Here is a 20444-nt window from a genome sequence, read left to right on the forward strand (position 1 = left end):
TACAATATATTTTTCTATCAGGTAAAGTATAGAATCTTTATTCTTTACGTGATAGGATAAATCACAAGAATAATTATAGTATTCCAATCAAATAACTTGGAATTAAAAAAGGAGGATATTCAATGTCTATTCAAAAAAAATTGAAATTTGGCGCTATTATTCATGGGGTTGGAGGAAATATTGCTGGTTGGAGACATCCTGATATTCAAGCAGATGCAAGCGTAAGTTTGAAGTTCTATACCAATCAGGCACAAAAGGCCGAAGAAGGAAAATTCGACTTAGTTTTTATTGCCGATGGCTTGCATATTAACGAGAAATCGATTCCGCACTTTTTAAATCGTTTCGAACCATTAACGATTTTGTCGGCACTTGCAGCCGTTACTTCAAATATAGGACTTGTGGGAACACTGTCTACTTCATATAGTGAACCCTTTAATGTTGCAAGGCAATTTGCATCGCTTGACCATATCAGTAATGGCCGTGCGGGCTGGAATGTTGTTACTTCTCCATTAGAGAAGACGGCATTAAACTTTAGCAAAACAATCGAGGAACATCCTGATCATGCGAAAAGGTACCGAATTGCTGCAGAATACTTGCAAGTTGCGAAAGGACTTTGGGATTCTTGGGAAGATGATGCATTTGTTCGAAATAAAGAAACCGGGGTATTTTTTGATTCAGATAAATTACACCAATTAAATCACAGAGGAGAATTTTTCTCCGTACAGGGACCACTGAACATCGGCAGATCCAAGCAAGGCAGACCATTAATATTCCAAGCTGGTTCCTCGGAGGCAGGAAAAGACCTTGCCGCAAGAGAGGCGGATGCTATATTCACAGGTCATCCAACATTATCAGCCGCACGAGAGTTTTATCAGGATGTTAAAAACAGAGCAAAAGCTTTGGGACGTAATCCAGATGAACTCGCAATCCTTCCAGGGATCGCACCAATTATTGGTGCAACGGATGAAGAAGCTGAAAGAAAATATCAAGAAATTACAAATCTAGTATCAATCGATAAAGCTCTAGATTATCTAGGTCGATATTTTGAGCATCATGATTTCTCGCAATATCCTCTCGATGCTCCGTTCCCTGAATTAGGAGATTTAGGTAAGAATAGCTTCCAAAGTCATACTGATCGAATTAAACAGCAAGCAAAGGCACATAATTTAACACTTCGACAAGTTGCATTACAAGAGACAACACCAAAACCAACATTTATTGGAACTCCTGAAAAAGTAGCTGATCTCATCCAGGAATGGTTTGAAGGTAATGGCGCTGATGGGTTTATAATTGGTTCAGCGGTTCCAAATGGATTGAATGATTTTGTGGACTTTGTAGTACCGATTCTTCAAAAACGAGGACTATTTAGAACAGAATACGAAGCTGAAACATTACGTGGTAACCTAGGAATTCCTTATCCAGAAAACCGTTATGCAAAAAAGGTGACAACGCGTTGACAAAACAAAAAATTAGTAAAAGGAAGAGTATATTTGCCGACTAGACAACTAGAGGCTCTCTATTTAAGATGATAAATCTTTTAATGGAGAGCCTTTTTTATAAAAAATAAAAATGAAAAATGATATGGAGGAAAAAAAGATGGGAAAAGAATTATCCGTTGTGGTTTGGGCTAAAGAAGGTTGTCACTATTGTGGTGAGGTAAAACAATATTTAAAAGATAATGGGTATATATATGAAACGATCGATGTTACCCATCATGATGAGCGTAGAGATATTTTGGAAGTTAAGTATGGAGTCAGACATGTACCTGTAGTTGAAATTGGTCAGGGTGAGTTGTATGTAGGGGTAACAAAGGTGGGAATTGACCATCTTGAAAAAGTCCTTGAGAAATTTAATAGTAAAATTTCGAGTTAATTCCGACTAAAAACATATATTTAATAGGTTAATAAACATATAAGTTAAAAGGGATGGATGGAAAATGAAAATGAAGAAAAAATTCATGATAGTAATACTAGGACTGCTTGCTTTAGTCCTTGGTGCATGCTCCTCTCAAGAGACGAAATCAACTAAAGAAGAAAGTTCAGGTAGTGCTAATGAGGGCGCAAAAGTCCAAAAAATAATAGTTGGAACTGGGACACAATTTCCTAATGTTTGCTTCATTGATGAGGATGGAAAGTTAACTGGATATGATGTTGAATTAGTTCGAAAAATTGATGAAAAGCTGCCTGAGTACGAATTTGAATTCAAAACGATGGAATTTTCTAATCTTTTATTAAGTTTAGAAACAAATAAGATTGATTTTGTGGCACACCAAATGGAAGTAAATGAGGAACGCCAAGAGAAATTCCTGTTTAATGAGGAACCATATAATATCTTTCCGCTTCATGTAACGGTTCATAAAGATAATAACGATATTCATTCAATTAAGGATTTAAAAGGGAAAAAGGCTATTGTAAGTGCAACCAGTAATTCAGCTGTTTTTTTAGAAAAATACAACAAAGAAAATAATGCAGGAATTGAAATCGTTTATGCGGGGAATGGACCTGATTCTACGATTAATCAAATAAAAACAGGTCGCGCAGACGCAACGATCACGACACCATTTTCTGTCGATTTCAGTAACGATGCCGTAGATGCACAACAAAAGGTAGTAGGTGAGCCGCTGCTTAATTCAAAGGTATATTTCCTTCTTAGAAAAGATGAAACACCTTTACAAAAAAGAATTGATGAAGCACTGGTTGAATTGAAAAAAGAAGGAGTAGTAAGTGAGTTGAGTAAAAAATGGTTAGGAGCTGACTATACCGTTAATTTTTAAAATGTGGGAGAAGCGTTTGGGAGGTTTGAAACAAAATGGGGAAAGCATTTGATCTGATGTTAATAATTGAGTTTATTCCGACACTTATTCAATACCTAGGAATAACTCTACAGATATTAGCAGCATCTATTATTCTAGGACTTGTCCTCGGTATCGCAGCAGCGATACCGAGACTTTATAAAATACCAATTTTGAATCAACTAGTGATATTATACGTTTCATTTATTCGGGGAACTCCAATATTAATACAATTATTCCTTGTTTTTTATGGTCTGCCAGCAATTCTCCTACTGTTATTTTCTATTGATATTACAAGGATGGAGGCCATTTATTTTGTCATCATAACCTACGCAATTAGTAATGGTGCTGGATTTTCAGAAATTTTTCGAGCGGCCATTCGTGCAGTGGATTACGGTCAGACCGAGGCAGCCTTTTCTGTCGGGATGACAAGCAGACAGAACTTTTTCCGGATCGTTCTTCCGCAGGCCGTTAGGATTGCATTTCCGAATATGGCAAATTCAGTGATCGGTTCTTTAAAGGATACTTCTCTTGCCTTTACCATTGGAGTGATGGACATGATGGGTAGAGGAGATACCCTTATAGCTGCAACCGCACATGCACTTGAAGTTTATCTCTCTCTATCAATTATTTACTATATTATTGTCGTAATGTTTGAAAAGATATTTAGTAAACTAGAAAAATATTTCAATCGCTATCAGAAGGCTGATGTAACGGCCGTTGCTTAGGAAGGAGGATCACTTACATGACAATTGATATTCCATTTATTTGGATAGCATTTAAAGAAATTATTAAGGCGCTTCCTATTACACTGATCCTAACCATTGTTCCCTTGCTGGCCGGTTTTTTAATCGGTATTGGTGTGGCTCTCGTAAGAATTTATAAAATGAAATTTCTCTATCGAATCGCAAATGGTTATGTGTCCTTTTTCAGAGGAACACCCATTATCATGCATATTATGGTCATTTATTTTGGCTTCCCACTATTACTCGATCAACTTTCACTCAGGTTTGATTTAGGTATCCAAACAAATAAAATCCCGATTATTTTGTTTGTATTAATAGCCTTAACATTGGCTGCAGGTTCGTATTTATCTGAAATAATCCGATCTGGTATTATCAGCGTTTCAAATGGGCAAATGGAGGCTGCTTACTCGGTTGGGATGACAAAGTTTCAGGCGATGAACCGCATTATCTTACCACAGGCTTTAGCTCAGTCTATTCCGAATTTCACGAATATTTTTGTTGGCTTCCTGCACACTTCATCAATAGCTTTTCTTGTATCTCAGAAAGAAGTAACGGGGGCTGCTAATATTGTGGCTTCGGTTAACTTGAAATTTCTAGAAGCCTTTATTGCCGCTGGTATTATCTATTGGGGCATTACGATTCTAGTAGAAGGGATATCTTTTTTACTTGAAAAAAAGGTGACTGCTTATAATCGAGGAGGCGTGTCATGATTTATTTACAAGGTATCAAAAAATCATTTAATCAGTTGCCAGTGTTAAAAGGAATTAACTTAAAAATTGAAAAGGGGGAGGTCGTTACCATCCTTGGTCCAAGTGGATCGGGCAAAACGACACTGTTAAGGTGCCTCAATTTCTTAGAAAAACCAAATGCTGGAATAGTTCAAATAGGAAATATAATTGTTGATTCAGAAAAAGCCACAAAAAAAGAAATGCTCGCGATCAGAAAACAATCGGCCATGGTTTTTCAGCATTATAATTTATTTGCCCATAAAACAGTGGTGGAAAATGTGATGGAAGGGTTAATCGTGGCAAAAAAGGTAAAGAAAAAGGACGCAAGACATCAAAGTGAAAGAGTTCTAGAGAAAGTGGGCTTAAGTGATAAACTGCATCACTATCCTTCTCAGCTTTCAGGCGGGCAGCAACAAAGGGTTGGGATTGCTAGAGCCTTAGCGTTAAATCCAGAGGTAATTCTTTTCGATGAGCCTACATCTGCACTTGATCCTGAGTTAGTTGGAGATGTTCTATCCGTTATTAAATCGATTGCACAAGAAGGTATAACGATGGTGGTTGTCACCCATGAAATGAGTTTTGCAAGAGAAGTATCGAATCGGGTGTTGTTCATGGATGAAGGAGTAATCGTCGAGGAAGGTACACCATTGGAAATTTTTCATGCAGCAAAGGAGGAACGTACCCGTCGTTTCTTACAACGAATTTCTGGTGAATCATTTTTTACACCTCTGAAAGAACAGGTGAATTAACAACATCCATAGGGAGGAAGGTGAATGTTTTGGTGACAAACCAAATCATCATTGATGAGATTAGAGAAGATGAAAAGGAACAGGTAAGGAATTTATTAGTACAGAGTTATCAACAGTATGAACATTCCTATAAAGATCCTGAAGTTTGGAAATGGTATTTAGAAAATATACAAGCCTCCGTTGATAATGCAGATGTCGATAAGATATTAGTGGCAAAAAGCAATCAGGATATCCTTGGAAGTTTGCAGCTTTTTCAATCCTCGGAGAAGGCATATGCAAGGCCAGACCTTGAAATTTTCTCACCAATTATTCGTTTGTTAGGTGTTCATCCTGAAGCAAGAGGGCGTGGAGTAGCACAAGAGTTATTAAAAGCAAGTGTTGCCTACGCCAAGGAGGTTGGAGCGACAAGCTTATATTTGCATTCAAGTGATAAAATGCATAAAGCCATCCGGCTGTACGAATGGTTTGGTTTCAAACGAGATCAAACCAAGGAATTTCAAAATCAAGAGATATTAGTAAAATGCTTTCGATTTGATTTATAGAAGGAAGTGAGGATATGGATCGAACTGAATTGGAATCGCACCTCATCTCAATAAGGCGTCATTTACATCAATACCCAGAATTATCAAACGAAGAATTTGAAACAACAAAGTCCATTAAAAAATGGCTGCAGGATAAAGAAATTGATATTCGCAGGACAGGATTGTCAACAGGTGTCTTTGCAGAAATAAAGGGCGCGAATCCAGGTCCTATTGTCGCCATTCGTGCAGATATTGATGCTCTTCCGATCGTGGAACAAACAGGTCTTCCATATGCCTCAAAAGTCAAAGGAAAAATGCATGCATGCGGTCATGATTTTCATACTGCAGCAGCTATAGGTGCGGCTTATCTTTTGAAAGAAACTCAAGCTGAGATGAATGGAACAGTTCGGATTATTTTTCAGCCTGCCGAAGAATCAGGCGGTGGTGCCCAAAAGGTGATTCATGATGGTCAGCTCGAGGGAGTAGAAGCCATAATTGGACTTCATAATAAACCAGACCTTCCTGTGGGAACTGTTGGCTTAAAAGATGGACCTTTAATGGCTGCAGTCGATCGATTTCATATTGTTCTCTATGGTAAAGGAAGCCATGCTGCAATACCGCAACATGGAAAGGATCCAATTGTAGCGGCAGGGCACCTTATAACTGCTCTTCAGTCTGTAGTTAGTCGGAATGTGTCTCCTCTTCAAAGTGCGGTATTAAGTGTGACGAAAGTTGTGGGCGGCAGCACATGGAACGTTATTCCAGATAATATCATCCTTGAGGGGACCATTCGGACTTTTGACAATAAAGTTCGAGCAGACGTAAAAGCAAAATTTTATACAATTGTTCAATCCATTGCCACAGCTTTTTCACACGAAGTTGAAATTGGCTGGTTTCCAGGTCCACCACCACTAGATAACCATAAGTCGGTGACGGAGATTGCAAGGTATGCTGCTAAAAAGTATTCCTTAAAAGTACTTGATCCGGAACCATCAATGGCCGGTGAGGATTTCTCCTACTATCTTTATAACGTCCCAGGGACTTTTGCATTTTTCGGTACAAACGGAAACGAGGAGTGGCATCATCCCGGATTTACCCTTGATGAATCGGCAATTATTAAAGCCGCATATTTTTTATTTGAAAGTTCTAGAGAATTATTAAATAGACCTGTTTCTAGTTTACGAATCTAAAGATTATGATCCATACGAAAACGTTGTATTTATTAAATTATAAATAGGAGTGATTCGGATGGGAGAGATTCTTCGGAATGCTGTTGAAAATAAGCGCAATAAACTAATAAAAAAACTGATTGCTTATAATGTATATAAGAAAGAAGATAAACACCTTTTTGAGCTATCACTAACGGACTTAGAAAATGAATATAAAAGATTTAAATCCCTTAGTCATCCCCACAGTGATATTGGTTCTATCAAATTAACTGGACCTAAATCAGACAAAAAGTAAAAAATGATTTTTGTAAAAAAATCCAACGAGGAAAGGAAGTACACAATAATGAGTAAAGTGACAATTATTTCTGGCAGTCCTTCAGAACATACGAAATTAAATGGGGTTTTACATGGTGTGATAAATCATTTGAATGGGGTTGGAATAACGCCTGAAATCATTAATATCCGCAATCTTCCATCAGAAGATTTAATTCAAGCGAGGTTTGATAGTGAAGAAATAATAAAGCAAAATAAGAAAGTTGAGCACTCAAATCTGGTCGTGATACTGACTCCGGTTTACAAAGCATCCTTTTCAGGAGTACTAAAAACTTACTTGGATCTTCTTCCGCAAAATGGTCTCGAAGGCAAAAGGATCTTACCCATTGCTGTTGGTGGAACTTTCGGTCACTTATTAATGCTGGATTATGCTCTGAAACCTGTCCTTACAGCTCTAGGTGCAACCCATATTTTAAAAGGTGTATTTATTTTAGATAATCAAATAAAGAAATTAGGAAATAATCGTTATGAATTAGATTCAGAAGCGAGCAATCGATTAGTTTCTTCATTTAATAATATAGAAACATTGTTTCCTGGAAAAAGAGTATCTGGTTCGGTGCTTTAAATTTATACTTCAAATACAACTTAATTAATTTTACTAAAAGAGGGAATTATAAAAAATTCTCTCTTTTCTTGTATTAGATTTTTTGATTTGTAGTTCGGAAATCTTACATATATTAAATTCCAGGAAAGATGTATGTTATAATACTATCAAATTATGATACGGCAGACTATTAAAGATATCAACAAATCAATCTATTAAAGCAAGGAGTGAATAAAATGATTATACGAAGTAAAGCAGATGTTGAGCAGTTTTGCGATAGGTTTGGTGAATTGGCCAACTGGGATGGTTCGAAGTACTACATAGCTATACAAGATGAGGAAAACAGCGGAACCCTAACATTTATGCAATATCCTGATGGAAAGCTGACAGCATATAGGAAATATCAATCATATTGGGACATAAATGAGCTTCCGGTCGATAATAAAGACATATGGCGGTATAGAAAAGTTTTAAATAGTTTCTTAAAAAATATCAATAATTAACAAGAGCGACTCCTATTTTCAGGGTCGCTTTCTTTACATTACTCAGAAATCAGGCCAAACACGGCGTCGATAATTTTATTCAGCTGGTATTGGGAATGGTTTTTCATTTAAGAACTTGAACGCCCATGATACGCTGCATACCGTTAAAAGAGCATTAGATTTTTATCATCAAAATGATTCATGGAACGCTAAATAGAAAATGCGATGAATCAAGATTATAGTTGGTTTCAATCAGCTAAAAAATACAATGAAATATATGAGGAGCTGTTAGCAGACTCTTTGGAGTAGGGAAACTTGTTAAGGGATACAATTCGAATTTGCCAAATAAAAGGGAAGATGTAATTGATTTTTAACTTACATCTTCTTTCTTTTATGGGAATTAATATTATACAGTTTGTTGTTTCCGTTGACGAAGTTTTCGTGCAGCAGTTACCATATTTTTTAATGAAGCAATGGTTTCTTCTTCATGGCGTGTTTTTAAACCACAATCTGGATTCACCCAAAACTGTTCTTTCGAAATAATCTCGAAACTTTCTTTTAATATTGTGTCGATTTCTTCTACGCTAGGGACACGTGGGCTGTGTATATCATACACACCTAAACCGATACCAAGTTCATATGGATTTTGTTTTAGTGATTGAATCAGTTCCCCATGGCTTCTAGACGTTTCTATTGAAATGACATCTGCGTCAAGGGCACGAATCGGCTCTATAAAGTTATTAAACTCACAATAGCACATATGGGTATGAATTTGTGTTTCATTTCTGACACTTGAAGTCGCAAGTTTGAATGCATTTACTGCCCATGATAAATATTCATTCCAGTCTTCTTTCCTGAGTGGCAAGCCTTCGCGTAAAGCGGGTTCATCCACCTGAATAATGGCAATGCCTGCATTTTCTAATGCATGAATTTCTTCCTTCAAAGCTAAGGCAATTTGGTTGGCTACCTGTTCACGAGAAAGATCATCTCGGACAAAAGACCAATTCAAGATGGTAACAGGACCTGTTAACATTCCCTTAACATACTTAGACGTTAGCTGTTGTGCTTCTACTACTTCCTTTACTGTCATTGGCGATGTCCACTCGACGTCACCATAAATAATCGGCGGTTTCACACAACGTGATCCATAGGATACCACCCAGGCTTTTTCTGTAAAAGCAAAACCTTTCAGCTTTTCCCCAAAGTATTCCACCATATCAGTGCGCTCAAATTCACCATGAACAAAGACATCAAGGCCAATCTCTTCCTGAATGTGTATCCATCGAGCGGTTTCAGCTTTCAAAAATTCAGAGTATTGTATGTCGGTAATTTCTTTTCTACGCCATGCTGTGCGAGTACGTTTTACTTGATTGGATTGAGGGAAGCTTCCAATCGTCGTGGTTGGAAAATCAGGCAATTGTAAAGCTTCTTTTTGTAAAGATTGACGTTCTTTAAAGGGCATTGGACGTGTAAAATGCTCTTGTCTGACTTGTAATAAAAGCTCCTTCACACGTGGATTGTTCCTTGTCTCATGCTGCTCTAAGGCTTGAATGGCTACTATACTTTGTGACACATTTTTACTTCCTGACCAGTTCTCGTCTGAAACGAAGGAGGTTATATGCGTTAACTCGATGATTTTCTCATCGGCGAACGATAAGGCATTTAGTAATGTCTTATCCAGAGTCTTTTCAGAGTTAGTTGTGACAGGTACATGTTGTAAACTGCAAGAAGATTGAACCCACGCTTCATTTACGCCGCTTAAGGATAAAATAGCTTTGGTCATCATTGCTTTTTCTGCTAAACTTGCACGCCAAATATCACGCCCATTAATGATACCAATCCCTAATACTTTATCTTGTGGGAAACCATATTTACGTAGTGAAGCCATATTCTGATTGGCACCATGAATAAAATCTAGCCCAACGCCAGCAACAGGTAATTGTATTAACTCTTCATACGCTGATAATCCTTCAAAATAGGTTTGTAACATCAGTTTTGCTGCAGGAACATCTTCTCGTAATTGTTTATAAATTTGTTGAACGAGTTTGATATCTTCCGGTGCTAGTGAAAGGACTAATGCTGGTTCTTCCACTTGAATCCACTCTGCTCCAGCATCTACAAGTTGTTGGAGTACTTGAACATAAAGAGGTATGAGTCTTAATATAAATGCTGCTTTTGATTTAGAATCGTAGCCTTTAGATAATTGAACAAAAGTATAGGGGCCTATAATGGTTGGCTTTGTCATTAGACCTAGTTCGAACTTTGCTTCTAAAAAATAATCTAAAATGTAGTTTTGTGTTAATTTAAGTGGCTGACCTTCATACTCAGGTACAATGTAGTGGTAGTTTGTATTAAACCATTTCGTCATTTCAGAAGCCACCACATCATTTGCTCCACGCGCCATTGCGTAATAAGTCGTGTGGTCTAACTTTTCTCCTGTCCACTTATAACGTGCTGGAATTAAACCGAACATTGCCGCAAGGTCCAGCATACGGTCATAAAAAGTAAAGTCTCCGACCGTGATGATGTCTAATCCTAATGATTGCTGGTGCTTCAAATGATTTAAGCGAATGGTTTTCATTTCAAAAATAAACTGTTCCTCTGATTTTTCACCCTTCCAAAATGATTCAACACAACGTTTCCACTCTCGATTACCGCCAATGTATGGGTAACCGATGGTTGTACTTGCTAAATTCATGTACAATTCCTCCTTTTCATTTACATATTTCCAAATACAAAAAAGCCATCTCCGTGAACCGGAAATGGCTATAACAATCAAGTTAAAGGTATGTCTAAGAAATCAAACAACTCATAACTCGTTGCCGTACAAATGAATGTCACCACCTATTTCCACGTAGGTATCTGGTGTGTACTACAAATTGGCAGGTCTCCTGGCTTATCATCAATGCTCCTCACACCTTCCCGTCAAAAGACAGTGGTATTGCGTGATTCACTCCGAATTACAGTTGCGGGACAGCGACGGACTTGCACCGTTCTTCCCTATTAAGCCAAGCCTCAGCTTGGCACCAATTCTTACACGATATGTAATTGCCAATTAATATAACATATAAAAAATCGTTCGTACACAATTTTCTGAGAATTATTTTTGTTATTGTCAAAGTGAAAATAGTATATTATAGTTGAACCTATACAATATTTAGTAGTGAGTTATAAATTAAAACACTAAATATAGATAATAACCAATATGAATGGTGTCTATATAGACTTAATAGGGAATCTGGTGAGAATCCAGAACTGTACCCGCAACTGTAAGTGCTGACGAAATAATGATATCCACTGTCTACGGACGGGAAGGGATTAGAGTAGGTGGAAGCACAAGCCAGGAAACCTGCCATTTCTATTAAGTATTATCTTCTTCGGGAGCTGGGAAGATATAACGAGGGTATCCTACTATTACAGTGAATGAGCCTGTATGATAGATTATTCCACGTTATCAAACCCATCTTCATAGATGGGCTTTTTTTGTTTCACTCACGAAGTCATTATGAACAGAAATGAGGAATATTTAGTATGGCAATAAAAAGTGTTTATTCTGAAAAAGATTCAGTTTTAATGGCAGTGAAAAGAGCATCTGAAAAATATAATCTGGACACCACTGAAATAGATAAAAAGATCGCTAATCTTGAAGACTCTTCATTATATGAACAATCTCTTTTTTACGCATTAAATCAAATTTCAATGACCGAACCAAATTGGACATTTCTAGCAGCAAATCTGTATTTAGACGAACTATATCGAAATGCTTCTAGCAGCAGGGGGTACAAGCCTGAAAATAAATATGGAGACTTTTACTCGCTGATTGCTGAATTAACAAGAATCGGAATCTATTCAGAGGATTTATTACATGATTATACAAAAGAAGAAATTGAGCTATTAGGCGCAGAAATAACAGCTGAACGTGACCATTTGTTTAATTATATAGGGCTGTTTTTACTAGCGGACCGTTATTTGGCAAAGGATTACGAAGGGAAACTATATGAGTTGCCTCAAGAGCGCTTTATGATCATCGCCATGACATTGATGAGAAAAGAACAAAAGGCAAACAGGATAAACTTGGTAAAAGAGGCCTACTGGGCACTTAGCCACTTATATATGACCGTTGCTACACCCACTCTATCAAATGCCGGAAAAAGCTTTGGGCAGCTCTCTTCCTGTTTTATTGATACAGTAGACGATTCTTTAGATGGAATTTATTTAAATAATTGGGATATTGCTAGATTAAGTAAAGATGGCGGCGGGCTAGGTGTTTATCTAGGCAAGGTACGTGCCTTAGGTTCAGATATCAAAAAATTCAAAGGTAATTCTTCTGGGGTGGTACCATGGATTCGGCTTATAAATGATACAGCTGTGAGTGTTGACCAACTGGGCCAACGGCAGGGAGCGATTGCTGTTTATTTAGATGTTTTTCATAAGGATATTATGAATGGCTTTTTAGACTTAAAGACAAATAACGGGGACGAAAGACGAAAGGCACATGATATTTTTACAGGCGTGTCCATACCTGACTTGTTTATGAAGAAATTAGAAGAAGTAGATGAAAATGGACGAAGTGTTGGAGAATGGCATACCTTTTGTCCTCATCAAGTAAAACAAATAATGGGGTGGAAGGACCATGATGGAAATCTTTTGGGCTTGGAAGATTTTTATGATGAGTGTGATGAGAAGTACTTTACCGAAAAGTATGAAGAAGCAGTAAACCATCCGTTTCTTCCTCGAAAAACCTATCGTGCCATGGATATTATGGCGAGGATTATGATTTCTCAATTAGAAACCGGTACGCCGTATATGTTTTATCGCGATGAGGTAAATCGTCAAAATCCAAACAAACATGTTAGAGGAAAGGGTCGTGCGTCGATTTATTGCAGCAATTTGTGTACAGAGATAACACAAAATATGTCTGCCACAACGATTGTTAAAGAATATAAGGACGAAGATGGAAACATTGTCATCGTTCGAAAACCTGGGGACTTTGTTGTCTGCAATCTATCCTCTATTAATCTGCCTAAAGCTGTAAAAGGGAATGTACTTGAAAGATTAATCCCGATTCAAATGAGAATGCTAGACAATGTCATTGATCTCAACACCATTTCAGTCGGACAAGCGGAAGTGACAAATAAGCAATATCGCCCTGTTGGATTAGGTACGTTTGGCTGGCATCACCTCCTTGCGTTAGAAGGTCTCTATTGGGAATCTAATGAAGCGGTTGAATATGCTGATCGTCTATATGAGGATATTGCTTACCTTACGATTCGTTCTTCGATGGCATTGGCTAAGGAAAAAGGCAGCTACGCAAAATTTGAAGGTTCAGAATGGCAAACAGGTAAGTATTTTGAACGGAAAGGGTATAAATCTGAGCGATGGAACCAATTGATGGAGGAGATTTCGAGGAATGGGGTTAGAAATGGCTGGATGATGGCGATTGCTCCAAATTCATCTACCGCAAAGATTGGAGGTTCCACCGATGGGATCGATCCTTTGTATGCTGTCGAATATGCAGAGGAGAAGAAAAATTTCAAATTTAAAGTAACGGCGCCTGATTTGGACCATAACAGTTACAACTTTTATCGACGAACTCGTCATGCATTAGATCAGACATGGAGTATTAGGCAAAACGCTGCCAGACAGCGTCATATCGACCAGTCGATTAGTTTCAATCTCTATGTTCGTCATGATATTAAAGCGGTAGAGTTATTAAATCTTCATAGGGAAGCATGGAAGCATGGCTTAAAAACGACTTATTACATAAGAAGTACTTCACAAACTGAGATAGAGGCATGTGAAGCGTGTCAGAGTTAGTACAGAACAATTAGGGAGGTTTATTTATGATTGATACACCATTAACCAAAATACAATTACTAAATCCTGAATTTCCAAACAAATCCACCGGAATCATAAATGGAAAGTCATCGGGAATCCTTAACTGGAATGATATTGCCTATCCAAAAATGTACGATTTATATCAAACTCTATTATCAAATTTTTGGAAACCGCAGGAAATTAATATGCAGGATGATATAAAACAATGGGATTCCCTTAATAATCAAGAAAAAGATGTGTTTCTACGTATTAATACTCAGCTTGCTTCTCTTGATAGCCTGCAGACACCAACCATGAGCCAAGTCATGGATTATGTGAGTGATTCTAGTTTTAAAGCGATCTTTGCTGTTATTTCACAACAAGAAGCCGTTCATAATGAATCGTATTCATATATCCTAAGCTCGCTTATTCCCATAGGCGAACAAAATGACCGATTTAATCAAGCGAAAAGTGATCACATAGTCCGAAAACGAAATCAACTAATTTTAGATTCCTATGAGGAGTTTAGACAAAATCCAACGCCGCAAACGTTGTTCAAGTTATGTGTAAACTCCATTAACCTGGAGGGGATTTATTTTTACGCAGGTTTTGCCTTTTTCTATCATTTAGCACGTCAGCAAAAAATGCTGAAAACAAGTACGATGATTAGTTATATTCAACGGGATGAAATGCAGCATGCCTACTTTATTGCCCAATTCGTTCGAATCCTTTTAACAGAAAATCCTGAGCTTCATACAAATGAAAATATTAACTATATCTATCGAACGATTAACGAAGCGGTTGAGTTGGAAAAAGAGTGGGCTCACTATATTTTAGCTGAAATCAAAGGATTCGATATAGAGGAATTTGAAAGCTACGTAGAATATTTAGCAAATAAACGGTTAAGACAGCTTGGTTTGAAAAATCATTATGAGGAAAGAAACAATCCAATGCCGTGGATTCAAATTTTTGGAGATGAAATGATGAATGAGACAAAATCGGATTTCTTCGAACAAAAGTCCAGAACCTATTCAAAGGTCTCACAATCCAATGGATTTGACGAACTGTAAATTATCAATTGCGATTGTTTACGCGTCGGTATCAGGTAACACGAAAGAGTTGGCCAAGGAGCTTTATCAAATCTTTTTAAAGAAGTCGGTTGGGATATCTTTTTATAGTATAGAAGAGTTTTGTGTATCTGACTTATGTCATTATGATGCAATAGCTATCGGAACGTACACGTGGGGTAATGGTGATATCCCAAAGGAAATGGGGCAACTCTATAAAGCATTTGAATCGATTAGTAGAAAAGACATGACAACTGCTGTATTTGGAACAGGAGATAGCTGTTATCCCAGGTTTTGTGGAGCAGTTGACCGATATCGAGATATGTTGTACGTTCATACGAACTTAGCTGCGACATTGAAAGTAGAACTCCGGCCACAAATTCAGGATATACAGCGTTGCGAAAAGTTTGTTGAAGCGCTGCTATTGCGTGCTAGAATGTATAGCTATCCGCAAGTAAATTCGGCTATCCGCAAGTAAATTGGGTTATCCGCAAGTAAATCGCGTTATCCGCAAGTAAATTGAGTTATCCGCAAGTAAACTGGGTTATCCGCAAGTAAATTGAGTTATCCGCAAGTAAACTCGCGTTATCCGCAAGTAAACTCGCGTTATCCGCAAGTAAATTGAGTTATCCGCAAGTAAATTGGGTTATCCGCAAGTAAATTCGGCTATCCGCAAGTAAATTGGGTTATCCGCATAATTTCAAAGTGCATAAGACGTGCCTCAGGAGAATAAATATCAACTTAGTGTGGGTATTTTTTTCCTAGGAGGAATAGAAATGGATCAAGTTTTTGAAAGGTCAGCCAGATTTGAACACCGTTTTTGGCTTCAAATATTAGGTGATCATTCTAGGTTTATATTTGAAGCCCTTGCCCCCATTCAAAAAGTTGAGATTGAGCAGGCAGCAAATTTTATTAACATATTTGATACACTTTTAGAACGAGCAAAATCTGCACCACTGACACAACTAGCAGATCAAGTAGAACCAGAGGTACTAAAATTACGGGAATTCAAGTTAGAATTAATAAGACAACACCTTATAGGAAAAATCAAAATTCACCTTTCACCTACGTTTATCAATCATATGGTTAATGAATTAGAAGAATATGCAAGGATTCTAAATCATTTAAAAGAGGGAAGAGTCCCACCTGTTTACCATGAACTACATCATCACCTTTTATGGTTATTAGATGCAGCCGGTCATTCAGATGCTATCTATACAAATTTAGATGGTGTTGAAAAGCAATTAAGGAAGAAAAGTAAGACATTTAAGAAAGAGTTTGAAGGCTTTTATCTAAAAGCAGTAGAGCTGGCAGGATATTTAAGGACCAATTTAACTGAGTTTCCAGCTTTGACAAAAATGACGAATGACGCACAATTAGAAATTAAGTTATTTCAAAATTTCTTAACGGAACTAGAAGAATTAGAACTAAGTAATCAAGCATTAGGAACATTTGCACCGTTGATGGCCGATCATATGTACCGGGAAGAATGTTATTACCTAATGAAATTAGCTGAATCCGCAAACATTGAGCCGCCAAATTGTGATCCTGCTAAACCTCGGCTAAAGGAATGAGAACAATTAATACATTAGCCACTGAAGTGTTCAGGGATATATCCTCCTGAACACTTTTTTGTGTCTAAGTAACTAAGATGTTTTGTTTGATAAAGACCAGAAAAGGGGAAACACTATTCATCATTAATACTTTAGGGGGGAAAATAATGCTTTGGAAAGGAAGACGGCAAAGTTCAAATGTTGAGGATCGCAGAGGTATGGGCATGGGTGGAAAAACGGTAATTGGAGGAGGGATTGGCAGTATTGTGGTTATTCTCCTCTTTGCACTGCTCGGGGGGAACCCAGGAGATTTAATAAACACGACTCCAACCAATCAAAACACTCCTATGAATGTATCTACACAAGAAGAGGAATTGGCGGATTTCGTTTCTGTAGTCCTTGCTGATACAGAAGATGTATGGTCAGCGGAATTCGAAAAGCGAGGGATGGAATACGAGAATCCTAAACTGGTTTTGTTTAGGGATAGCGTTCAGTCGGCTTGTGGTGCGGCTAATTCCGCTGTGGGACCTTTCTATTGTCCGGGGGATCACAAACTTTATATTGATTTAAGTTTTTATCAGGAACTAAAGCAAAGATTCCAAGCACCTGGAGACTTTGCAATGGCGTATGTAATTGCCCATGAGGTAGGGCACCATGTCCAGACCCTTTTACATAGTGGAGAAGAAGCTTCACCAGCCGAGAAGCGGACCAATGAGTATTCAGTTCGATTTGAATTGCAAGCGGACTACTTGGCCGGTGTTTGGGGGCACTTTGCAGAAGGAAAGGGCTACCTAGAAAAGGGAGACCTTGAAGAGGCACTAAATGCAGCACATGCGGTTGGAGATGATACTATCCAGAAAAAAGCGCAAGGCTATGTTGTACCTGATAGCTTTACACACGGAACCTCTGAGCAAAGGGAGAGATGGTTTAATAAAGGATTCAAAAGCGGTACCTTAGAGGGCGGAGACACATTTAACGCAAAAAGCCTTTAAAAAACGGAATGTATTTTGGATGGACTCTATTGGGGTCCGTCCTCATTTAAACGTCTAAAGGAATAACCTCTGTGATAAGCAGTGAGTCCTCCGAAAAAATGCAGTACAAATCTGTCATCATATTATGGATGAGAGCCTTTTTTATTAATAAGCCTTCATATCCCTGTTTGATCAGGCTCTTACGAAATGCTGTATTTGCTTCTTCTTTATTTAAGAGGATAGCACCATCTTTCCAGGTAACGTTTCTTTTTTTTGTACCTAAGTAATCACAAAATTGGTCACGTTCCCTCATAAATAGATCGTATGATTCCTCTGTATTTGATTCGTAAATCTTTAAATTCGGTTCATCTACATAAACTTTATAGATATAGCCGCTAGAAGGTTTTTTATATTGAACGATCTTTGGTTCTCCATTCTCCCAAAACTCTTTCTTTGATTTTTCGATCACCGTCTCAGAACCAGTAGCAAAAGGTTTTGCTGTATGGATATCCGAAGTAAACCAAAATCCAATTGTATTGATATCATTACCTAAATTTTGGACTACCGTTTCTTTGTTGAAATTTTGAAAATTTTTTATCGACCCATGGTAAACAATCATGCTCATGACCTCCATTATTATTTTACCCCAAGTTTTAGATTAATCATCTTAAACCGAGAAAATTTCTAACAAACAGTAGAACCCACTAAATTAATACTAGTGGGTTTTGAGTCTTTATTAAATAAAGTTTGCGAAAATATACAAAATAACAATACTAATTAAAATTGTTATATTGGACATCGTGGCTATAAAACGGGTGCTGTTCGTACTATATTTGAATTCAACCGCAAATGTTAGAGCAGAAGCTGCAACTGGCAGTAACATTCCAATCAGAATGGTATATCGGAACATGGTATCGAAGGGAAGGATGAAGTATAAGACTAAACCAACGATAAGACCTAAACCATATCGGAAAGCCAAAAATTTCATCATAGGCTTTAAGAATTGTTTATCAAATTTAAAATTTAAAAAGAGTCCTAATAACAATAAAGACAACGGCATATTTGCTCCGGAGATTTTACTAGCTACATTAATGATTGTATCTGGTAGCTGGATATGGATTAGATTTAAAATACTAGCAATTAGATAGGTCATTAATGGAATAGACTTGCCCAATTTCTTCAGAATTTCCACAGGATTTAGTTTGAGACCTTCTTCTGAATAATAACTTGCAAAAATAAAACAAATTCCGAAAACGATAAATGATGATCCAACATCAAACATACTAAAATAAGTTAAGCCATCTATTCCCCAGATTGCATAAACTAAAGGAAATGCAAATAAGCCTACATTAAACCCCGAAGATAGCATTAAAAGTGAACCCTTTAGTTCTCTATCTTCATTTTTAAACACGAATAAACCCAAACAGGCTGTGATAATTCCAAAAGCGAGTACAATTACGGGTAAAAGGATTAAAGACGTTTCTATCTTTACGGAATCAAATGTTACAAGAACCAAGGCAGGCAGGGTGATTTTAAAAATAATTTTTGAAATCACTGACCCATCTTTTTCTTGTAAAATATTTAAACGTTTTAACAGATACCCAAATCCAATGATGATAATAATATAAAGAAATTCCTGATTCATAAAAAAGCTCCTCTACGAAGTATCTTAAGTTGAGTTTCTGTCTAACTCTTATTAAACCATAAATTCAATCATTTTTAATAGAATTAGTTCTGCTGTATATTTCTCTTCTGCTCTATAGATAATATAACTGATTAACTAAAGGAGATGACTAGAATGAAGACTAAGGATGATTTTAAAACAGGAGCAAAAGTAACTGCGGATAATCAAATTTACGGAACCCCGAATAGCAAAAGCAAAGATGGTACCGGCGACTCACCGAATGACAATGTTGGTAGGAACAAAAAGGGACTTGATCGTTAATGAAGCAGCCAATTTATATTGGCTGTTTTTTTTCACAATATTAGGTGAGGACTGAATGGGAAATAAAAATCTAAGCGAACAAGAGTGGGTTTTCAATTATCTAAAGAAAAGTAATAAACCCTTGCCTCTCGTTTTAGGTTCGAGAGGCACTTGGGGGATAAATGGAAATAAGGCGATCATTTTAGTGGCATTTAGTCTCCCTGATATAGCTGTTATGAGAGATCTGCACAATGTTAGTAAAAATCCTATACGAGAAATGAAATATAAAGATATCGTTTATTACGCGGTAAATATAGTAGCTAAAAAACAAGTGGAGTACGTGATTGATTATTGGAAAGAATAAAAAACATTCATTAAATGAAAACGAGTATCAGGAGATGGAAGCTATGTCTACATTTTGTCCTGAATTATGGCCAGAGGAACCGACCCCGGATAACCTTGAAAATTGCCGTGAATGTGGTCTTTATCAGCACGGATCACGTATGGTCTGAGGTGAAGGCAATCCAGAAGCGCCCATTATGGTGATTCTAGATAATCCAGGAGCTAGGGAGGACCGTGAAGGGGATCCCGTTGTTTGCGGAACAAGACAAACATTACAACAGGCAGCAAGTGAAGCAGGCTTGAAAAAGGATGACTTGTACGTAACATATATCCTTAAAAGAAGGTCAGTGCGTGCCTATAACAAGGATGAGGTACGCCAAACCTGTATGATTCATTTAGAACAACAAATTGTAGAAAAAAAGCCCAAACTTGTCCTATGCTTAGGGAATGTGGCTGTTCAATCGTTTTTTCGAAACTCGGAAGCAGATGTAAAAGCATTGCGAGGAACATGGCACAATGTTCAGGGCTATCAAACCACGGTGGCTTACCATCCACTGGCTGTAAGACGCCGTCCAAACTTATGGTCATATTTTTTACATGATTTGGAGTTTGTTGCAGAGCGCTATCATAATATGAACTTGTAGGTGTGTTATCAAATTTATTAATATCTATATAATTACTGCTCACTATGATCATTGTTTGGATTT

Annotated in this window: 21 protein-coding genes, 1 pseudogene and 2 riboswitches; of the genes and pseudogenes, 19 read left to right on the top strand and 3 right to left on the bottom strand. The window is 37.4% G+C overall.

All coding sequences use genetic code 11. From position 1 onward, the window contains the following. Positions 1-122: 122 nt before the first annotated feature. From F4694_RS15615 to F4694_RS15665, 11 genes are all read left to right on the top strand, one after another. The gene (locus F4694_RS15615; RefSeq protein WP_179599538.1) at positions 123-1457 is read left to right on the top strand and encodes an LLM class flavin-dependent oxidoreductase; all 1335 of its coding nucleotides are present in this window, start codon (positions 123-125) and stop codon (positions 1455-1457) included. 139 nt (positions 1458-1596) lie between these two features. After that, a complete protein-coding gene (locus tag F4694_RS15620) occupies positions 1597-1872 on the top strand; it encodes a glutaredoxin family protein (RefSeq protein WP_179599540.1) in 276 nt (91 codons plus the stop codon). A 70-nt stretch (positions 1873-1942) separates the two neighbouring features. Then, a complete protein-coding gene (locus tag F4694_RS15625; RefSeq protein WP_306458480.1) occupies positions 1943-2773 on the top strand; it encodes a transporter substrate-binding domain-containing protein in 831 nt (276 codons plus the stop codon). A gap of 35 nt (positions 2774-2808) precedes the next feature. Further along, on the top strand, positions 2809-3519 hold the full coding sequence (locus F4694_RS15630) for an amino acid ABC transporter permease (protein WP_179599544.1): 711 nt from the start codon (positions 2809-2811) through the stop codon (positions 3517-3519). 17 nt (positions 3520-3536) lie between these two features. Continuing rightward, entirely contained in the window at positions 3537-4247 is a 711-nt protein-coding gene (locus F4694_RS15635; RefSeq protein WP_179599546.1) for an amino acid ABC transporter permease, read from the top strand. Beyond that, entirely contained in the window at positions 4244-5014 is a 771-nt protein-coding gene (locus F4694_RS15640) for an amino acid ABC transporter ATP-binding protein (RefSeq protein WP_179599548.1), read from the top strand. Before F4694_RS15635 ends, F4694_RS15640 begins: the two co-directional genes overlap by 4 nt. Positions 5015-5046: 32 nt before the next feature. Beyond that, positions 5047-5556, top strand: a complete 510-nt coding sequence (locus F4694_RS15645; protein ID WP_179599550.1) for a GNAT family N-acetyltransferase — start codon at positions 5047-5049, stop codon at positions 5554-5556. Positions 5557-5570: 14 nt separating this feature from the next. After that, positions 5571-6725 (top strand): amidohydrolase, encoded by a 1155-nt coding sequence (locus F4694_RS15650; protein ID WP_179599552.1) that lies wholly within the window; start codon positions 5571-5573, stop codon positions 6723-6725. A 58-nt stretch (positions 6726-6783) separates the two neighbouring features. Continuing rightward, a complete protein-coding gene (locus tag F4694_RS15655; RefSeq protein WP_179599554.1) occupies positions 6784-6999 on the top strand; it encodes a Fur-regulated basic protein FbpA in 216 nt (71 codons plus the stop codon). A 48-nt stretch (positions 7000-7047) separates the two neighbouring features. Further along, positions 7048-7602, top strand: a complete 555-nt coding sequence (gene ssuE, locus F4694_RS15660) for an NADPH-dependent FMN reductase (RefSeq protein WP_179599557.1) — start codon at positions 7048-7050, stop codon at positions 7600-7602. Between the two features lie 215 nt (positions 7603-7817). Further along, positions 7818-8084 (top strand): hypothetical protein, encoded by a 267-nt coding sequence (locus F4694_RS15665; RefSeq protein ID WP_179599559.1) that lies wholly within the window; start codon positions 7818-7820, stop codon positions 8082-8084. Between the two features lie 385 nt (positions 8085-8469). On the opposite strand, the gene metE is transcribed toward F4694_RS15665, so the two are convergent. Next, a complete protein-coding gene (gene metE, locus F4694_RS15670; RefSeq protein WP_179599561.1) occupies positions 8470-10761 on the bottom strand; it encodes a 5-methyltetrahydropteroyltriglutamate--homocysteine S-methyltransferase in 2292 nt (763 codons plus the stop codon). 166 nt (positions 10762-10927) lie between these two features. Continuing rightward, positions 10928-11109, bottom strand: a riboswitch (cobalamin riboswitch). 147 nt (positions 11110-11256) lie between these two features. After that, positions 11257-11434, top strand: a riboswitch (cobalamin riboswitch). Between the two features lie 160 nt (positions 11435-11594). On the opposite strand from metE, the gene F4694_RS15675 reads away from it, so the two are divergent. The 5 genes from F4694_RS15675 to ypfJ all read left to right on the top strand — a co-directional run bounded on the left by F4694_RS15675 (position 11595) and on the right by ypfJ (position 17492). Continuing rightward, positions 11595-13880 carry a ribonucleoside-diphosphate reductase subunit alpha gene (locus F4694_RS15675; protein ID WP_179599563.1) on the top strand — a complete coding sequence of 762 codons (2286 nt, stop codon included), beginning with the start codon at positions 11595-11597 and terminating at the stop codon, positions 13878-13880. Positions 13881-13906: 26 nt separating this feature from the next. After that, the gene (locus F4694_RS15680) at positions 13907-14950 is read left to right on the top strand and encodes a ribonucleotide-diphosphate reductase subunit beta (protein ID WP_179599565.1); all 1044 of its coding nucleotides are present in this window, start codon (positions 13907-13909) and stop codon (positions 14948-14950) included. Continuing rightward, positions 14931-15425 (top strand): flavodoxin domain-containing protein, encoded by a 495-nt coding sequence (locus tag F4694_RS15685; RefSeq protein WP_179599567.1) that lies wholly within the window; start codon positions 14931-14933, stop codon positions 15423-15425. The genes F4694_RS15680 and F4694_RS15685 overlap by 20 nt, the downstream gene beginning before the upstream one ends. 298 nt (positions 15426-15723) lie before the next feature. Beyond that, positions 15724-16521: a DUF2935 domain-containing protein gene (locus tag F4694_RS15690; RefSeq protein WP_179599569.1), complete on the top strand. Its 798-nt coding sequence runs from the start codon at positions 15724-15726 to the stop codon at positions 16519-16521. Between the two features lie 146 nt (positions 16522-16667). Further along, positions 16668-17492: a KPN_02809 family neutral zinc metallopeptidase gene (gene ypfJ, locus F4694_RS15695; protein WP_179599571.1), complete on the top strand. Its 825-nt coding sequence runs from the start codon at positions 16668-16670 to the stop codon at positions 17490-17492. Positions 17493-17538: 46 nt separating this feature from the next. Here the strand turns inward: ypfJ and F4694_RS15700 are convergent, their stop codons facing one another. Both F4694_RS15700 and F4694_RS15705 read right to left on the bottom strand, forming a co-directional pair. After that, the gene (locus F4694_RS15700) at positions 17539-18090 is read right to left on the bottom strand and encodes a hypothetical protein (RefSeq protein WP_179599573.1); all 552 of its coding nucleotides are present in this window, start codon (positions 18088-18090) and stop codon (positions 17539-17541) included. 117 nt (positions 18091-18207) lie between these two features. Beyond that, complete coding sequence (locus F4694_RS15705) at positions 18208-19116, bottom strand: AEC family transporter (protein WP_179599575.1); 909 nt, start codon at positions 19114-19116, stop codon at positions 18208-18210. A 153-nt stretch (positions 19117-19269) separates the two neighbouring features. Here F4694_RS15705 and F4694_RS15710 point away from each other — a divergent pair, with 153 nt between their 5' ends. The 3 genes and pseudogenes from F4694_RS15710 to F4694_RS15720 all read left to right on the top strand — a co-directional run. Continuing rightward, entirely contained in the window at positions 19270-19416 is a 147-nt protein-coding gene (locus tag F4694_RS15710; RefSeq protein ID WP_179599577.1) for a hypothetical protein, read from the top strand. Between the two features lie 55 nt (positions 19417-19471). Further along, positions 19472-19759 carry a hypothetical protein gene (locus F4694_RS15715; protein WP_179599579.1) on the top strand — a complete coding sequence of 96 codons (288 nt, stop codon included), beginning with the start codon at positions 19472-19474 and terminating at the stop codon, positions 19757-19759. Positions 19760-19919: 160 nt separating this feature from the next. After that, positions 19920-20381: pseudogene (locus F4694_RS15720) on the top strand (uracil-DNA glycosylase); the annotation flags it as partial. Positions 20382-20444 lie beyond the last annotated feature (63 nt).

Source organism: Neobacillus driksii (genome assembly GCF_013409995.1).
GTDB lineage: Bacteria > Bacillota > Bacilli > Bacillales > Cytobacillaceae > Neobacillus > Neobacillus driksii.

What these genes read in the sequence shown, in the direction of transcription:
- F4694_RS15685 (WP_179599567.1), top strand. Translation starts at nt 14,931, where the DNA reads ATGGATTTGACGAACTGTAAATTATCAATTGCGATTGTTTACGCGTCG.
- F4694_RS15630 (WP_179599544.1), top strand. Translation starts at nt 2,809, where the DNA reads ATGGGGAAAGCATTTGATCTGATGTTAATAATTGAGTTTATTCCGACA.
- metE (WP_179599561.1), bottom strand. Translation starts at nt 10,761, where the DNA reads ATGAATTTAGCAAGTACAACCATCGGTTACCCATACATTGGCGGTAAT.
- F4694_RS15625 (WP_306458480.1), top strand. Translation starts at nt 1,943, where the DNA reads ATGAAGAAAAAATTCATGATAGTAATACTAGGACTGCTTGCTTTAGTC.
- F4694_RS15650 (WP_179599552.1), top strand. Translation starts at nt 5,571, where the DNA reads ATGGATCGAACTGAATTGGAATCGCACCTCATCTCAATAAGGCGTCAT.
- F4694_RS15680 (WP_179599565.1), top strand. Translation starts at nt 13,907, where the DNA reads ATGATTGATACACCATTAACCAAAATACAATTACTAAATCCTGAATTT.
- F4694_RS15640 (WP_179599548.1), top strand. Translation starts at nt 4,244, where the DNA reads ATGATTTATTTACAAGGTATCAAAAAATCATTTAATCAGTTGCCAGTG.
- F4694_RS15655 (WP_179599554.1), top strand. Translation starts at nt 6,784, where the DNA reads ATGGGAGAGATTCTTCGGAATGCTGTTGAAAATAAGCGCAATAAACTA.
- ssuE (WP_179599557.1), top strand. Translation starts at nt 7,048, where the DNA reads ATGAGTAAAGTGACAATTATTTCTGGCAGTCCTTCAGAACATACGAAA.
- F4694_RS15665 (WP_179599559.1), top strand. Translation starts at nt 7,818, where the DNA reads ATGATTATACGAAGTAAAGCAGATGTTGAGCAGTTTTGCGATAGGTTT.
- F4694_RS15675 (WP_179599563.1), top strand. Translation starts at nt 11,595, where the DNA reads ATGGCAATAAAAAGTGTTTATTCTGAAAAAGATTCAGTTTTAATGGCA.
- F4694_RS15715 (WP_179599579.1), top strand. Translation starts at nt 19,472, where the DNA reads ATGGGAAATAAAAATCTAAGCGAACAAGAGTGGGTTTTCAATTATCTA.
- F4694_RS15635 (WP_179599546.1), top strand. Translation starts at nt 3,537, where the DNA reads ATGACAATTGATATTCCATTTATTTGGATAGCATTTAAAGAAATTATT.
- F4694_RS15615 (WP_179599538.1), top strand. Translation starts at nt 123, where the DNA reads ATGTCTATTCAAAAAAAATTGAAATTTGGCGCTATTATTCATGGGGTT.
- ypfJ (WP_179599571.1), top strand. Translation starts at nt 16,668, where the DNA reads ATGCTTTGGAAAGGAAGACGGCAAAGTTCAAATGTTGAGGATCGCAGA.
- F4694_RS15690 (WP_179599569.1), top strand. Translation starts at nt 15,724, where the DNA reads ATGGATCAAGTTTTTGAAAGGTCAGCCAGATTTGAACACCGTTTTTGG.
- F4694_RS15620 (WP_179599540.1), top strand. Translation starts at nt 1,597, where the DNA reads ATGGGAAAAGAATTATCCGTTGTGGTTTGGGCTAAAGAAGGTTGTCAC.
- F4694_RS15710 (WP_179599577.1), top strand. Translation starts at nt 19,270, where the DNA reads ATGAAGACTAAGGATGATTTTAAAACAGGAGCAAAAGTAACTGCGGAT.
- F4694_RS15700 (WP_179599573.1), bottom strand. Translation starts at nt 18,090, where the DNA reads ATGATTGTTTACCATGGGTCGATAAAAAATTTTCAAAATTTCAACAAA.
- F4694_RS15705 (WP_179599575.1), bottom strand. Translation starts at nt 19,116, where the DNA reads ATGAATCAGGAATTTCTTTATATTATTATCATCATTGGATTTGGGTAT.